Source organism: Halomonas sp. SCS19 (assembly GCF_040147015.1).
GTDB classification, from domain to species: domain Bacteria; phylum Pseudomonadota; class Gammaproteobacteria; order Pseudomonadales; family Halomonadaceae; genus Halomonas; species Halomonas litopenaei.
This window is the reverse complement of the sequence record NZ_JAMSHN010000001.1, coordinates 1345444-1359209: the sequence shown is the minus strand read 5'-3', so window position 1 is coordinate 1359209 and position 13766 is coordinate 1345444. Positions and strand designations below refer to the sequence as shown.

Sequence of the window (13766 nt, the reverse complement as noted above, 5' to 3'; positions counted from 1 at the left end):
CCGCCCGGGGGCGGCCTTTTAGTAGGGAAGGAGCCGGATCAGGCAAGACGGGTCAGCCAGCCATGGGTGTCTTCGACACGGCCGTACTGGATGTCGAGCAGACGCTTGCGCAGTCGACTGGCCAGCTCGTTGCCCTCGGGGTGCTCGATCACGCCGTCCTCGCTGACCAGTCGCCCGATGGGGGTGATGACCGCGGCGGTACCGCAGGCAAAGACCTCGGTGATCTCGCCGGAGGCCACGCCATCGCGCCACTCGTCGATGCTAATGGGGCGCTCTTCCGGGGTCAGGCCTTCATCCTTGGCCAATTCGAGCATGGAATCCCGGGTCACCCCCTCGAGGATGGTGCCGGTCAGGCGCGGGGTGACCAGACGGCCGTCACGGGTGACGAAGAACAGGTTCATGCCGCCGAGTTCCTCGATCCAGGTGTTTTCCACGGCGTCGAGGAAGGCCACCTGGTCGCAGCCGTGGTCGGCGGCTTCCTTCTGGGCCAGCAGCGAGGCGGCGTAGTTGCCGCCGCACTTGGCGTAGCCGGTGCCGCCGGGGGCGGCGCGGTTGTAGTTCGACGACAGCCAGATCGATACCGGCTTGACCCCACCCTTGAAGTAGGCCGCCACCGGCGAGGCGATGACGTAGAAGTCCACCTCCTTGGACGGGCGCACGCCAAGGAAGGCCTCGGAGGCGATCATGAAGGGGCGCAGGTAGAGACTGGATTCCTCGGCTGCGCTTGCCGGCGTCGGCACCCAGTCGATGTCCTGGGCGACCAGCGCCTTGACCGCGCCGATGAAGTCCTCGTCGGACAGTTCCGGCAGGGCCAGGCGACGGGCGCTGGCGCGAAAGCGCGCGGCGTTCTTTTCCGGGCGGAAGGTCCAGACGCTGCCGTCGGCGTGGCGGTAGGCCTTCATGCCCTCGAAGATTTCCTGGGCGTAGTGCAGCACCGAGGCGGCCGGGTCCAGTGACAGCGGGCCGTAGGGACGTACCTGATGGCCGTGGAAGCCGGCGTCCTCGGTCCAGCGGATGTGGGCCATGTGGTCGGTGAAGTGACGACCGAAGCCCGGGTTCTCGAGAATGGTGTTACGGATGCTCGCGTCGGTGGCGTTGGCGTTGGGCTCGAGCGAGAAGCCTTGGATGGACACGGGTCGTTCTCCAGAATCGTATCGCGCCGCAAGGGCTCTGCGGCGACAGCGGATCGAGGTCGAGTCAGGGGGCTCGACCGGGATGGGGTGGGCAGGCATCGCGCCTGCCGATGGAATCAGAATGACACAGGCTCGCCCTTTCGGGAAAGCCTGTGGGTCGGGAAAGCCTGTAGGACGGGGATGCCCGCCGGGGCGGGTGCCGACGTCTGTCGGCACCCGCGCGGACTGCGGACTTGCCGGGTCAGTCCTGGTCGGTGTTGACCACCTCTGCCTCGCGGTCGAGCAGGTAGCGGGTCAGCAGGCCCACTGGGCGGCCTGTGGCACCCTTGGCGCTGCCGCTGTTCCATGCAGTGCCGGCCACGTCCAGGTGCGCCCAGGGGAAGTCGGTGGCGAAGCGCGACAGGAAGCAGCCGGCGGTGATGGTGCCCGCCGGGCGCCCGCCGATGTTGGCCAGGTCGGCGAAGTTGGAGTCCAGCTGTTCCTGGTACTCGTCCCACAGCGGCAGATGCCAGGCGCGATCCCAGGCGGTTTCGCCGGCGTCGAGAAGGTCCAGCGCCAGGTCGTCGTCGTTGGACATCAGGCCGGTGGCGTGGTGGCCGAGCGCAATGATGGCGGCACCGGTGAGGGTGGCGATGTCGACGACGCTGGCCGGCTCGAAGCGCTCGGCGTAGGTCAGGGCATCACACAGTACCAGGCGGCCTTCGGCGTCGGTGTTGAGCACCTCCACCGACAGCCCCTTCAGCGTCTTGATGATGTCGCCAGGCTTGGTCGCGCGACCGCTGGGCATGTTCTCGGCGGCGGCGACGATGGCGACCAGGTTGATCTTCGGCTTGATCGCCAGGATCGAGGCTACCGCGCCGAACACGCTGGCGGCGCCGCACATGTCGAACTTCATCTCGTCCATGCCGGCACCGGGCTTGAGCGAGATGCCGCCGGTGTCGAAGGTGATGCCCTTGCCGACGAGCACGTGCGGCGACTCGTTTTCGTCGTCCGCGCCTTGATAGCGCATCACGATCAGCCGCGACGGCTCGTCGCTGCCATGACCGACGGACAACAGCGAGTGCGCGCCGAGCTCCTCGAGGGCTGCCTCGTCGAGGATCTCGGTGGTCAGGGCGCCATCGGATTCGCTGGCCAGGCGCTCGGCCTCGCTGGCGAGGTAGCGCGGCGTGCAGACGTTGCCCGGCAGGTTGCCGAGCTGGCGGGCCAGGTTGATGCCCTGGCCAACGGCGGCACCCTGGCGGGCGCCTTCGCTGGCCGCGTTCTGGTCTTCGCCCTCACTGAGCAGGATCGACACCGTCTTGAGGCTGGGAACCGGGCCACTTTCTTGCTTGAAGTCGGTGAAGCGGTAGCTGGCGCGCAGCGCGCTCTCGGCGATCTTGTGGGCCTTCCAGCCGGCGTCGCGATCCTCGACGGGCACGTCGGTGAGGGCTACCGAGACTTCGTCCACGGTCAGCTGACCGAGGCTCGCGAAGGCGGCGTCCACGGCCTTGCAGAAGGCGCCTTCGTGGCACTTGTCGCGCTCGCCGAAGCCGACCAGCAGCAGGCGGTCGGCGCACAGCCCAGGCGCAAAGGGCACCAGCTGGACGTTGCCGAGCTTGGCGTTGAAATCGCCACGCTCGATCAACTGTCCGATCAGACGCTCGCTGGCGTCGTCGAGCTTGGCGGCGGCAGGAGTAAGTTCACCGTCCTTGAACACCGGGATGACCAGGCAAGCGGTCTCGATCTTGACCGGGTTGGCCGTCTTTACAGGGAATTCCATGCTGACTCCACAAGACAAGTGTGGGGGGATTCTGGATAATGCCGGCACGATGCCGAGTCCATCCAGTGTACCCAAGGCCCCCGGGGTTTGCATGATCACCGTGGCCGCAGCGACCGATCGGGTAGAGACATCGATCAGGGACCTATACTGGATCAGGGACGACCGGTGAGGACGACCGAGAGCAGGAGCGCGCATTGATCATATTCCGTTACCTCACCCGCGAGATTCTGCTGACCATGTCGGCGGTGGCCGGGGTGCTGCTGCTGGTGATCATGGGCAGTCGGTTTATCCGCTATTTTGCCAACGCCGCCGAAGGCGAGATCCCGGCGAACATCCTCGGCTCGCTGATGCTCTATCACATGCCGGGCTTTCTCGAGCTGATCCTGCCGCTGGCGTTCTTTCTCGGAATTCTGCTGGCCTATGGCCAGCTCTACCTCAACAGCGAGATCACCGTGCTGGTGGCCTGCGGCACCAGCCCCAACCGCTTGCTGACGGTCAGCCTGGTGCCCGCCGCCCTGGTGGCACTGCTGGTCGGGATATTCAGCCTGTGGCTGACCCCCGCCGGTGCCTTGCACAACGAACTGGTGCTGGAAGAACAGCGCAGCAAGCTCGACTTCTCGGCGCTGGCGCCAGGGCGTTTTCAGGAGTTCGGTAGTGGGCGTATCGCCTACGCCAGCGACGTGTCCGAGGACGGCGAGCGCATGCAGGAGGTGTTCATCAGCGAACGCCAGAAGCGCAATGACGGCTCCCCCGAGAGCGTGGTGACCCGGGCGACCCAGGGCTACCAGTCGGTGGATCCGGACACTGGCAGTCGCTATCTGGTGCTGGAAGACGGTGAACGCTATAGCGCAGAGGCCGGTCGCGCCGACGCCGAGCGGCTCGAGTTCGGTACCTACGCCGTGCGTCTGGCGCGGGCGGTGGAGGCGGTCGAGACCGACTCGGCGGAGTTTGCCACCACCACGACCCTGCTGAATGACGCTTCGCCCGAGGCCAGGGCCCAGTTGCAGTGGCGACTCGGCGCTCCCCTGATGGTGTTCGTGCTGACCCTGCTGGCCCAGCCGCTGTCCCGGGTCAATCCACGCCAGGGCCGCTTTGCCAAGCTGCTGCCGGCGATCTTTCTGTACGTGGCCTACCTGAGTCTGCTGCTGGCGGCCATGGACGCCATCGGCAGCGGCAGCCTGCCTGCCGTCATCGGCATGTGGCCGATCCACGCAGGCTTCCTGATCCTCGGCCTGGGACTGGCCTTCAATGCCCAACGCAAGGGAATGAGCGGATGATTCTCGATCGCCTGGACGGCTACATCGCCCGCAACGTCCTCGCTGCCATTCTGGTAGTGCAGGTGGTGCTGCTGGGCCTGGACCTGATCATCACCTATATCGATGACCTCGGAGACATCGAAGGCGGCTATGGTGCCTTCGAGGTCTTCCTGTTTCTGTGCATGCGCCTGCCCTGGCGCTTTTATCAGTATGCCCCGGTAGGCGTGCTGATCGGCGCCCTGATCGGACTCGGCAGCATGGCTTCCAACAACGAGCTGACGGTGATGCGGGCGGCGGGACGGTCGCTGGCGCGCATCGTCTGGGGGGTGATGAAGCCGATCATCCTGGTGGTGGTGATCGTGCTGACGGTGGCAGAGTTCGTCAGCCCCAGAACCGAGCAGTTCGCCCACGCCTGGAAGGTGCAGCAGATGCAGGGCGAGGGCGCGGTGGTCACCGAACGCGGTGGCTGGCAGCGCGAGGGCGACGACTTCTATCGCTTTGGTGCGATTCGCGCCGACGACACCGTGCTGGATCTGACCCGCTACGAATTCGACGGCCACCGGCTGGATTCGGTAACCACTGCCAGGCGTGCGGTGTGGCAGGGCGACTTCTGGGAGTTGCAGCAGGTCGAGACGACCCGCTTTACCGATGACCGCACCGAGGTCGACAAGGTGGCTAGCCTGCGCTGGGACACCAGCCTGTCGCCGACTCAGCTGTCGCGTCTGCTGCGCGACGTGGAGACCCAGGCACCGAGCGAGCTGTGGGCCTACGCCGACTATCTGGACGAGCAGGGCCTGGAGGCCACCCAGCCGCTTCTGTACTTCTGGCAGAAGATGCTGATGCCCCTGACCATGGCCTCGCTGGTGCTGGTGGCGGCGTCCTTCGTGTTCGGCCCGCTGCGCACCGTGGCCGCCGGGACGAGGGTATTCTACGGGGTCATCACCGGGCTGGTGTTCAAGTACCTGCAGGATCTGCTGGCACCGGCCTCCACGGTATTCGGCTTTTCGCCGGCTTGGGCGGTGCTGGCCCCCACACTCGTGTGCGCCCTGCTGGGACTTCACCTATTGAGGCGGTCGGGGTGAAGGACTGCGTGGGCACTCTCGATCGACCCGGCCCCAACGTTAGTGTGCGCCTTGCTGGGACTTCATCTATCGAGGCGGTCGGGGTGAAGGGCGGCATGCCTGGCGCCGGCTTGGGCACTCTCGATAGTCCCGGCGCCAACGTTAGTATGCGCCTTGCCGAGACTTCACCTGCTGAGCAAACCCGATGACACGACGTTTTCCCCATCTCGATGATGTCTGGCCCGCAGGGCTGGGCCGGCGTCTGGGCGCCATGTTCTACGACAGCTTTCTGTTGCTGGCCATCTGGATCGCGATCACCACCTTGCACGTGCTGGTGGTGCGCAAGCTGCTGGGCCTGGCCCCGGAAGAGGTGGGGGCAGGCGTTTGGCAGGTGCTCAGCCTGCGACTGCTGCTGGTGGTCGCGGCCTTTGCCTTTTTTGCCTTCTTCTGGCGCCGCGGGGGCATGACCCTGGGGATGCAGGCCTGGCGCCTGCGCGTCCAGACCCTCGACGGCGGGCCCATCAGCCTGCGTCAGACCATGCTGCGCTTCGCCGTGGGAGCGTTTTCCTTCGTGCCGCTGGGGCTGGGCCACTGGTGGGTGCTGTTCGACGCGGAACGGCGCAGCTGGGCGGATCTGGCGTCTGGCACTCAGGTGGTAGTGCTGCCGAAGGCGGCGAAGCGATAACCCTGCACGAGTCGCTCCCCTCTGTTTCCTTCCTGGTTTTGTGGATGCTGTCGATTGGCTGTCGGCAGGGGCAGCGCTTGAGCTGAGTCATGTAAATTCAAATCTTTAGCTAAGGTAAATACGAATTACTCTTGAAAAGGTTGCGCGTCGCTATGGGAATCATTTACATTGGCTATAGTGATTCAGGAGAGATGGCGATGTACGTATGCCTGTGCAAAGGGGTCAGTGACCGACAGATTCGTCAGAGCGTCGATGACGGCGCGCGTAGCTGGCGTCAGGTTCAGCGTGAGACCGGTTGTGGCACCCAGTGCGGCAAATGCGCCTGTGTGGGCAAGCAGATCACCCGCGACGCCATCCAGGAAGCGTCGAGTCTGGAAGTCGAAGCGCTGGCCTATGCGGTATAGCCTTGGTCGTCGGTACGCTCTTGCGCTACTTCCTTTGCGGTAGTCTTTTGAATTAGCAATCGATATCGTTGTAGTTGCGGTTTTCAAGATTCTGATTTTATTGAGTTTTTTCATGGATGCCCTATACTGCTTCTTGACGGGAGCTGGTAGGGCATTGCTTGTCGTGCCAGTGTGTCTGTAGCCCCGCGTCTGTTGCCCTGTGAAGGCGGGCGAGGCCAAGGAGAGACGTCGCCTCTGCGGCGTCCGATGCAAGACGGTTCGATCAACGACGACTGGCCACGGCCGGTCAGCAATCACCGGCAAGCACAAGTCCGGCAAGCATTGAGGAGTTTTCCATGAAAGGCGATCCCAAGGTCATCGAGCATCTCAACAAGGTGCTGGGCAACGAGTTGGTGGCCATCAATCAGTACTTCCTGCACGCCAAGATGTACAAGGACTGGGGCCTGGCCCGGCTGGCCAAGTGGGAGTACGACGAGTCCATCGAAGAGATGAAGCACGCCGACATTCTGATCGAGCGCATCCTCTTTCTCGAAGGCATCCCCAACCTGCAGGACCTCGGCAAGCTGCATATCGGCGAGGACACCCGCGAGATGCTCGAGGCCGACCTGGCCGCGGAGCATACCGGGCGTGACGACCTGATCGAAGCCATCACCTACTGCGAGCAGGTGCGGGACTACGTCAGCCGTGACCTGTTCCAGAAGATCCTCGACGACGAGGAAGAGCACATCGACATCATCGAGACCGAGCTGGGTCTGATGGACAAGGTCGGCTTGCAGGCGTATCTGCAGACGCAAATGCAAAAGGCCGGTGGCGAAGAGTGATTTAGCGCTGGCGCATCGCATCGACAGCGCCCAGGCAAGCAAAAGGGGAAGTCAGCGGCTTCCCCTTTTTGCGTCTGCGTGTTCCGTTGCCTGCGTGCTGGCCAGGTCGTGTGGACTTGTGTCGCCGGGCTGGCGCTGCTAGACCAGCGTTATCGAACTGGCAGCGTCGGACCGGCGACATGGATCCGGGCGCCGTCAGGGCCTGCTAGGCGCTGTCGGAAAAGTCGACGAGCGATGGTTAGACAAGGCAAAAATCGGTGAGAAAGCGCAGCTTACGGGGTGTAAATGAGCATTTTGACCGGGCTGGCGCACCAGCCGATTTTTAACGCCGTATTACCGAGCGCAGGCAGTTTTCAGACAAGCCCTAGAACGCCTTCTCGAGGGCAAAGCGCGGAGTGGTGACACCTTCGACGTCGACGCTCTCGCAGAACATCTCAAGCGGGCGCACCCACAGGCCGTAGTCCCCGTAGAGCGCGCGGTACACCACCAGGGCCTCTTCGCTTTCGCTGTGATGGGCGACGCCGGTCACCTCGTAGAGCGGGCCCTTGTAGTGGCGATAGATGCCGGGCACCGGAAGGGGGGATTGCGGGGTTGTCATGGTCGGTTCCTTGTCTGGCTCATTTCACCCGGGTCAGTCTGGCCAGCGCCCGCGAGGCGGCGACAAAGCCGAAGCTGCCGGTGACAAAGGTGGCGGCGCCGAAGCCGCTCTCGCAGTCCAGGCGCGTGGACTCGCCGGCACCAGGCTTGGTGTGGCAGACCTCACCGTCCTGGCCGGGGTAGACCAGCTGCTCGTCGGAGTAGACGCACTCGACGCTGAAGCGGCGCTTGGGGTTGCGCGAAAAGCCGTGGTCGCGGCGCAGGCGCGAGCGCACCTTGGCAAGCAGGGGGTCATGCTCCGTGCGGGTCAGGTCGGCCACCTTGATCCGGGTGGGGTCGGTCTGGCCGCCGGCGGCACCGGTGACTGTCAGCGGCAGCTTGCGGCGCTTGCACCAGGCGATCAGTGCGGCCTTGGCCACCACGCTGTCGATGGCGTCGATCAGATGATCGGCGTCCTCGGGAATGCGTTCGGCGAGATTGGTCGGGGTGGCGAAGGCGACATCGGCGACGACCTCGATGCCGGGGTGGATGGCCCGGCAGCGCTCGGCCAGCACTTCCACCTTGGGCCGCCCGATGGTGCCGTCGAGGGCGTGAAGCTGACGATTGACGTTGGATACGCAGACGTCGTCGAGGTCGATCAGGGTCAGCTTGCCGACGCCGCTTCTGGCGAGCGCCTCCACCGCCCAGCTGCCGACACCGCCGACCCCGACCACCACCACGTGGGCTTGCGCCAGACGGGCGCTGGCGGTGGTGCCGTAGAGACGGCGAATACCACCAAAGCGCAGGTCATAGTCGTTGTCGCTGGGGTCAGTGCTCATCAGGAATCTCGCTGGGTCGTTGCGGTCACGTTGGCGTTGGTGGTGCTGACTGGCCGGGGCAGGTGGGCGCGCCAGCCGAAACGGTCGAACAGCCGCGTCATGCAGGCGTCCAGTGGGCAGCACAGCGCCATCGGGGTGCGATGGCGAGGATGCTCGAACTCGAGCGAGGTCGCCGCCAGCAGCAGCCGATCGCAGTCAAGGCTGTCGCGAAAGAAGCGGTTGTGATTGCCCTTGCCGTGCTTGGCGTCACCGATGATCGGGTAGCCGATGCCGGACAGATGGCGGCGTATCTGGTGGCGCCGGCCGGTCAGCGGGCGGGCTTCCATCAGCGAGTAGCGAACCTGGGGGTAGCGGTCGATACGTACCGGCAGCTCCACGCTGTCGAGTCGGCGCACCTCGGTGATCGCGGGCATCGCCGGCATCTCGGCCTTGGGCCGGCTACCGTCTTCCTCGCGCAGTGCCCGGTCGATGCGCTCGGTCTCGGGGCCGATGCCGCGCACCACCGCCAGGTAACGCTTGGTCACCTGGCGCTCGGTGAAGGCCTCGGCCAGCCGCCGGGCCATGTCCGAGGACAGCGCGAACACCATGACCCCCGAGGTAGGCCGGTCGAGCCGGTGCACCGGGTAGACCCGCTGGCCCAACTGGTCGCGCAGGCGCTGCAGCAGGAATTCGCGCTCGCCACGGGCCAGCGCGCTGCGATGCACCAGCAGCCCGGACGGCTTGTGCACCGCCACCAGATCGTCGTCCTGGTAGAGAATGGGCAAGGGCAGGGACATCGCGGCGATACCTATGGCGTGAATGCGGGCTCGAGGCGCGCTATTGTCGCCATGTTGCGGCGATCTGTCATCCGGATTGCGACGACTCCGTGAGTCGAGGGGCATCTCTGGCTACGGCTTTGGTCTATGATGAGCCCCGACAATCGGTGAGAGAGCAGGCTATGACCCGAGGGATAGGGATGCTGCGCTGGTGCAGGGACTGGGCACCGGTCCTCAAGGTACTGTCGGTACTTTGGCTGGTGCTGGCGCTGTTCATGCTGCTGCCCTGGGGGGTGCTGGTATGGGAAGGCGACGCCGACGCGCCGGCCTTCGCTCGCTCTCTGCTGGTGGTGCTGGCCACGGTGCTGATGTGCTGGTGGCTGACCTGGCGGATACCGGTGGCGCTCAAGACCCAGCAGATGTTCGTGTTGACCACCCTGAGCTGGGTCAGTATCAGCGGTTTCGCCAGCCTGCCGCTGGTGCTTGGCGCGCCCCATCTGTCGCTGACCAATGCGGTGTTCGAGTCGGTCTCGGCGATCACCACGACCGGCTCCACCATCCTCACCGATATCGACCAGCTGTCCGATGGTCTCAAGCTGTGGCGGGGTTTGATGCAGTGGCTCGGCGGCATCGGCATCATCGTCATGGGCATCGCCATCCTGCCGTTTCTCAAGGTCGGCGGCATGCGCCTTTTTCAGACCGAATCCTCGGACTGGTCGGACAAGGTAATGCCGCGCACCGGCGGCATCGCCAAGGCCACGCTCGGCATATACGCCCTGGGTACCCTGGTGGCGATCCTGGCCTACGGTATCGGCGGCATGGCACCGGTAGACGCGGTGGTACACGCCATGAGCTCGGTGTCGACCGGCGGCTTCGCCAACTCTGACGCCTCCTTCGGGGCCTACGCCGACCAGCCGCATCTGTTGTGGATGGGCACCTTCTTCATGCTGCTTGGCGCCTTGCCCTTCGTGCTCTACATCCGCTTTTTGCGCGGCTCGCCGCTGGCCTTGTGGCGCGACGAGCAGGTCCGTGGGCTGGTCTGGCTGCTGGTGGTGGTGACGCTGATCCTCAGCCTCTACCGGGTATGGCGAGGCGAGGCGATGTTCGATGCCTTGACTCACACCGCCTTCAACGTGGTCTCGGTGGTGACCACCACCGGCTACGCCAGCGACGACTACAGCCAGTGGGGCCCGTTCGCCGCCATGGCGTTCTTCTATCTGACCTTTGTCGGTGGCTGCAGTGGGTCGACCAGCGGAGGCATGAAGATCTTTCGCTTCCAGGTGGCGATCAAGATGCTGCTCAGCCAGCTGCGCTTCTTGATCCACACCCATGGGGTCTTCGTCTCTCGCTACAACGGTGCGCCGCTGTCCGATGAGATCAGCCGGGGCGTGGTGGCCTTCTCCTTCTTCTTCTTTCTGACCATCGCCGGCCTCGCCCTGGCCCTCGCCATGCTGGGCCTCGATCTGGTCACGGCACTGACCGGGGCGGCCACGGCGGTGGCCAACGTCGGGCCAGGACTTGGCGATATCATCGGCCCAGCCGGCAACTTTTCCACCCTGCCCGACGCCGCCAAGTGGCTATTGTGTGTGGGCATGCTGATGGGCCGCCTGGAAATCCTGACCGTGCTGGTACTGTTGACCCCGATGTTCTGGCGCAAATAGGTCTTTGGCGGCGGTGGGGGAGGTGATCGAGGGCGTAGTGTGCCGGGTTGGACAGACGGCTTGGCGGCTGCCATGTTGCACGGCAACATGACAGTCGACATTGGTCGTCTCGCCGAAGGTGGCGGCGGCGGTCATTCTGAGCTGACGCCCGTCGGGAGCCCCGTGATGAAACTGTCCCCTGCCTATCGCATCGCCGCCACCATCCTGCATGGATTCGACGAGTACCGCTCGCGCTTCAAGCAGATCACCCTGGACGCCAATCGACGCTTTCGCGACGCCGCCTGGCGCGAGGCCCAGCAGGCCTCGGCGGAGCGGATCAACCTCTATCAGGAGAAGGTCGACGAGACCTTGGGGCGCCTGCAGCGCACCTTTGACGAGGACATCCTGACCCACTGCGAGTGCTGGCGTGAGGCCAAGGGGCACTATGTCGAGCTGATCGGTCAGCGACTCGACTACGAGCTGGCCGAGACCTACTTCAATTCGCTGTTCTGCTCGATCTTTCATCACCGCCACATCCGCGATGACTGGATGTTCGTCAACTCCTCCAGGGACGCCGCGTCACACCACTCGGGCATCGAGCTGTGCCGACACATCGCGGTGGAGGGGGATTGGTCAAGGGCCATCGCCGAGGCGCTGGAGGGGGCCGAACTGGGCATGGAGTTCATCGACCTGGGCCACTGCGGACATCTGGCGCGTGACTTTCTGGTCGAGCACCTGCCGCAAGGGCTGGCGGACGGCACGGACACCGAAATCGAACTGCTGAAGAGCGTCTTCTACCGCAACAAGGGCGCCTACCTGGTCGGCCGCATCCACCGCGATGGCGAGCAGGTGCCGCTGGTGCTGCCGGTGCTCCACGAGGAGGGCAAGGGGCTGCACCTGGATACGGTGCTGATCGAGCCCGACGAGGTGTCGATCATCTTCTCCTTCACCCGGGTCTACTTCCAGGTCGATGCCACCGTGCCCCGTGAGTTCGTGGCCTACCTGCACATGCTGATGCCGGACAAGCCGATCAGCGAACTCTACGCTGCCATCGGCTTCTTCAAGCACGGCAAGACCGAGTTCTTCCGCGCCCTGAACCAGCAGATCGCGCGGCGCGAGGACAAGTTCATCATCGCCCCCGGGGTGCGCGGCATGGTGATGGCGGTGTTCGTGCTGCCCTCACACCGCACCGTGTTCAAGATCATCAAGGATCGCTTCGACCCGTCCAAGGCGATGAGTCGCGACAACGTGCGCGAGAAGTACGGCCTGGTCAAGCGCCATGACCGGGTCGGCCGGATGGCCGATACCCAGGAGTTTTCCTACCTGGTGTCGCGCAAGGACCACTTCGATCCCGAATGTCTGGAGCATCTGCTTGAGGTGGCGCCGAGCAACGTCTACCTGAAGGACGACAAGGTCATCATCAAGCACTGCTACACCGAGCGCATGATGACCCCGCTGAATCTGTATCTGGAACAGTGCGACGAGACCGAGACCCGTGCGGTGCTCAAGGACTACGGCAATGCCATCAAGCAGATGGCAGCGGCCAACATCTTCCCCGGCGACATGCTGCTGAAGAACTTCGGGGTGACCCGCCACGGGCGGGTGATCTTCTACGACTACGACGAGGTGAGCTATCTCACCGAGTGCAACTTCCGGCATATCCCGGAGCCCCTCTACCCCGAGCAGGAGCTGGCCGACGAACCCTGGTACTCGGTGGGACCCAATGATATTTTCCCCGAGGAATTCGGGCCCTTCCTGTTCGCCAATGTGCAGTTGCGCAAGCTGTTCTTCGAACTGCATCCGGAGCTTTTCGATGCCGACTACTGGAAGAGCCTGCAGGCGGCGATCACCGACGGTCAGGTGATCGACGTCTACCCTTATCGCAACAAGCAGCGCTTCGCCTCGGACCCCGGGGGCCTGACCTACTGAGTCCGTGGCGGCGCTGATTCAGACTCTCAAAGCTGTGGAGCGAGTTCATGTCCAAGGCCCCCCACCTGGTGGTGCTGACCGGCGCCGGCATCAGCGCCGAGAGCGGAATCCAGACCTTCCGTGCCGCCGATGGCCTGTGGGCGGATCATCCCATCGAGGACGTCGCCACCCCCGAGGGCTGGGCACGAGACCCGCAGCGCGTGCTGAGCTTCTATGACGCCCGTCGGGACCAGGTACGTGGTGCGCGTCCCAACGCCGCCCACCGGGCATTGGCCAACCTCGAGGCGCGTGGCTTCGAGGTCAGCATCGTCACCCAGAACATCGACGATCTGCACGAGCGAGCGGGCTCCCGGCGGGTGCTGCACCTGCATGGCGAGATCATGATGGCGCGCTCCTCGGTAGACGAACGCATGCGCTATCCGCTGGGGCGTCGCAATATCGCCATGGGCGACGTCTGTGACCGTGGCAGCCAACTGCGCCCGGACGTGGTCTGGTTTGGCGAGGCGGTGCCGGCCTATCAGGACGCCTGCGAGATCGTCGCCGAGGCGGACCTGTTGCTGGTGGTCGGCACTTCGCTGGCGGTGATGCCGGCGGCGGCCCTGATCAACGAACTGCCCTTCGATGCCGACTGCGTGCTGGTGGACCCCGACGAATCGCTCAGGGTGCCTGCTGGCGTTGCCCGGCTGGTGATGCCGGCAGGCGAAGGCGTGCCCGCCCTGACCCGTCACTGGCAGCGTGAAGGTCGACTGTTCATGCCGCAATTGGGCTAGGCCCAGGCGATGGTGGCGCCGTCGAGCGGGTTGTCTAAAGAGCCTTCGAGCTGCCTGTGTAGAGAGCCTTCGAACGGGTGGTAGAGAGAGCGGTCTTTCGCGTGGCTTGCCTGACGCAGGCAATGGGGCGTGGTAGAT

13 protein-coding genes are annotated in these 13766 nt (G+C 64.6%); 8 read left to right on the top strand and 5 right to left on the bottom strand.

Going from position 1 to position 13766, the window contains the following annotated elements; translation table 11 throughout:
* Window positions 1-38: 38 nt before the first annotated feature.
* Complete coding sequence (locus NFH97_RS05705) at window positions 39-1133, bottom strand: branched-chain amino acid aminotransferase (protein WP_287163275.1); 1095 nt, start codon at window positions 1131-1133, stop codon at window positions 39-41.
* A gap of 241 nt (window positions 1134-1374) precedes the next feature.
* Complete coding sequence (locus tag NFH97_RS05700; protein ID WP_287163273.1) at window positions 1375-2892, bottom strand: leucyl aminopeptidase; 1518 nt, start codon at window positions 2890-2892, stop codon at window positions 1375-1377.
* Between the two features lie 194 nt (window positions 2893-3086).
* On the opposite strand from NFH97_RS05700, the gene lptF reads away from it, so the two are divergent.
* The 5 genes from lptF (at window position 3087) to bfr (ending at window position 7119) form a co-directional block, all read left to right on the top strand.
* A complete protein-coding gene (gene lptF / locus NFH97_RS05695; RefSeq protein WP_083970631.1) occupies window positions 3087-4169 on the top strand; it encodes an LPS export ABC transporter permease LptF in 1083 nt (360 codons plus the stop codon).
* On the top strand, window positions 4166-5230 hold the full coding sequence (gene lptG, locus NFH97_RS05690) for an LPS export ABC transporter permease LptG (protein ID WP_349624544.1): 1065 nt from the start codon (window positions 4166-4168) through the stop codon (window positions 5228-5230). Before lptF ends, lptG begins: the two co-directional genes overlap by 4 nt.
* Window positions 5231-5414: 184 nt before the next feature.
* Window positions 5415-5894 (top strand): RDD family protein, encoded by a 480-nt coding sequence (locus NFH97_RS05685; RefSeq protein ID WP_045994718.1) that lies wholly within the window; start codon window positions 5415-5417, stop codon window positions 5892-5894.
* 197 nt (window positions 5895-6091) lie between these two features.
* The gene (locus tag NFH97_RS05680; RefSeq protein WP_045994717.1) at window positions 6092-6298 is read left to right on the top strand and encodes a (2Fe-2S)-binding protein; all 207 of its coding nucleotides are present in this window, start codon (window positions 6092-6094) and stop codon (window positions 6296-6298) included.
* Window positions 6299-6633: 335 nt separating this feature from the next.
* On the top strand, window positions 6634-7119 hold the full coding sequence (gene bfr, locus NFH97_RS05675) for a bacterioferritin (protein ID WP_045994716.1): 486 nt from the start codon (window positions 6634-6636) through the stop codon (window positions 7117-7119).
* A gap of 364 nt (window positions 7120-7483) precedes the next feature.
* Here bfr and NFH97_RS05670 read toward each other — a convergent pair whose 3' ends face one another.
* From NFH97_RS05670 to NFH97_RS05660, 3 genes are read right to left on the bottom strand one after another with little or no spacing between them, the layout of a single operon-like run.
* On the bottom strand, window positions 7484-7717 hold the full coding sequence (locus NFH97_RS05670) for a DUF1653 domain-containing protein (protein ID WP_045993070.1): 234 nt from the start codon (window positions 7715-7717) through the stop codon (window positions 7484-7486).
* A 19-nt stretch (window positions 7718-7736) separates the two neighbouring features.
* Window positions 7737-8534 carry a tRNA cyclic N6-threonylcarbamoyladenosine(37) synthase TcdA gene (gene tcdA, locus NFH97_RS05665; RefSeq protein WP_045993071.1) on the bottom strand — a complete coding sequence of 266 codons (798 nt, stop codon included), beginning with the start codon at window positions 8532-8534 and terminating at the stop codon, window positions 7737-7739.
* Complete coding sequence (locus tag NFH97_RS05660; protein WP_045993072.1) at window positions 8534-9310, bottom strand: pseudouridine synthase; 777 nt, start codon at window positions 9308-9310, stop codon at window positions 8534-8536. The genes tcdA and NFH97_RS05660 overlap by 1 nt, the downstream gene beginning before the upstream one ends.
* A 161-nt stretch (window positions 9311-9471) precedes the next feature.
* Here NFH97_RS05660 and NFH97_RS05655 point away from each other — a divergent pair, with 161 nt between their 5' ends.
* The 3 genes from NFH97_RS05655 (at window position 9472) to NFH97_RS05645 (ending at window position 13628) form a co-directional block, all read left to right on the top strand.
* On the top strand, window positions 9472-10950 hold the full coding sequence (locus tag NFH97_RS05655; protein ID WP_124804928.1) for a TrkH family potassium uptake protein: 1479 nt from the start codon (window positions 9472-9474) through the stop codon (window positions 10948-10950).
* Between the two features lie 165 nt (window positions 10951-11115).
* Window positions 11116-12858 carry a bifunctional isocitrate dehydrogenase kinase/phosphatase gene (gene aceK / locus NFH97_RS05650; RefSeq protein WP_108131228.1) on the top strand — a complete coding sequence of 581 codons (1743 nt, stop codon included), beginning with the start codon at window positions 11116-11118 and terminating at the stop codon, window positions 12856-12858.
* Window positions 12859-12905: 47 nt separating this feature from the next.
* Window positions 12906-13628, top strand: coding sequence for an SIR2 family NAD-dependent protein deacylase (locus NFH97_RS05645; RefSeq protein WP_045993075.1), 723 nt, complete (start codon window positions 12906-12908; stop codon window positions 13626-13628).
* Window positions 13629-13766 lie beyond the last annotated feature (138 nt).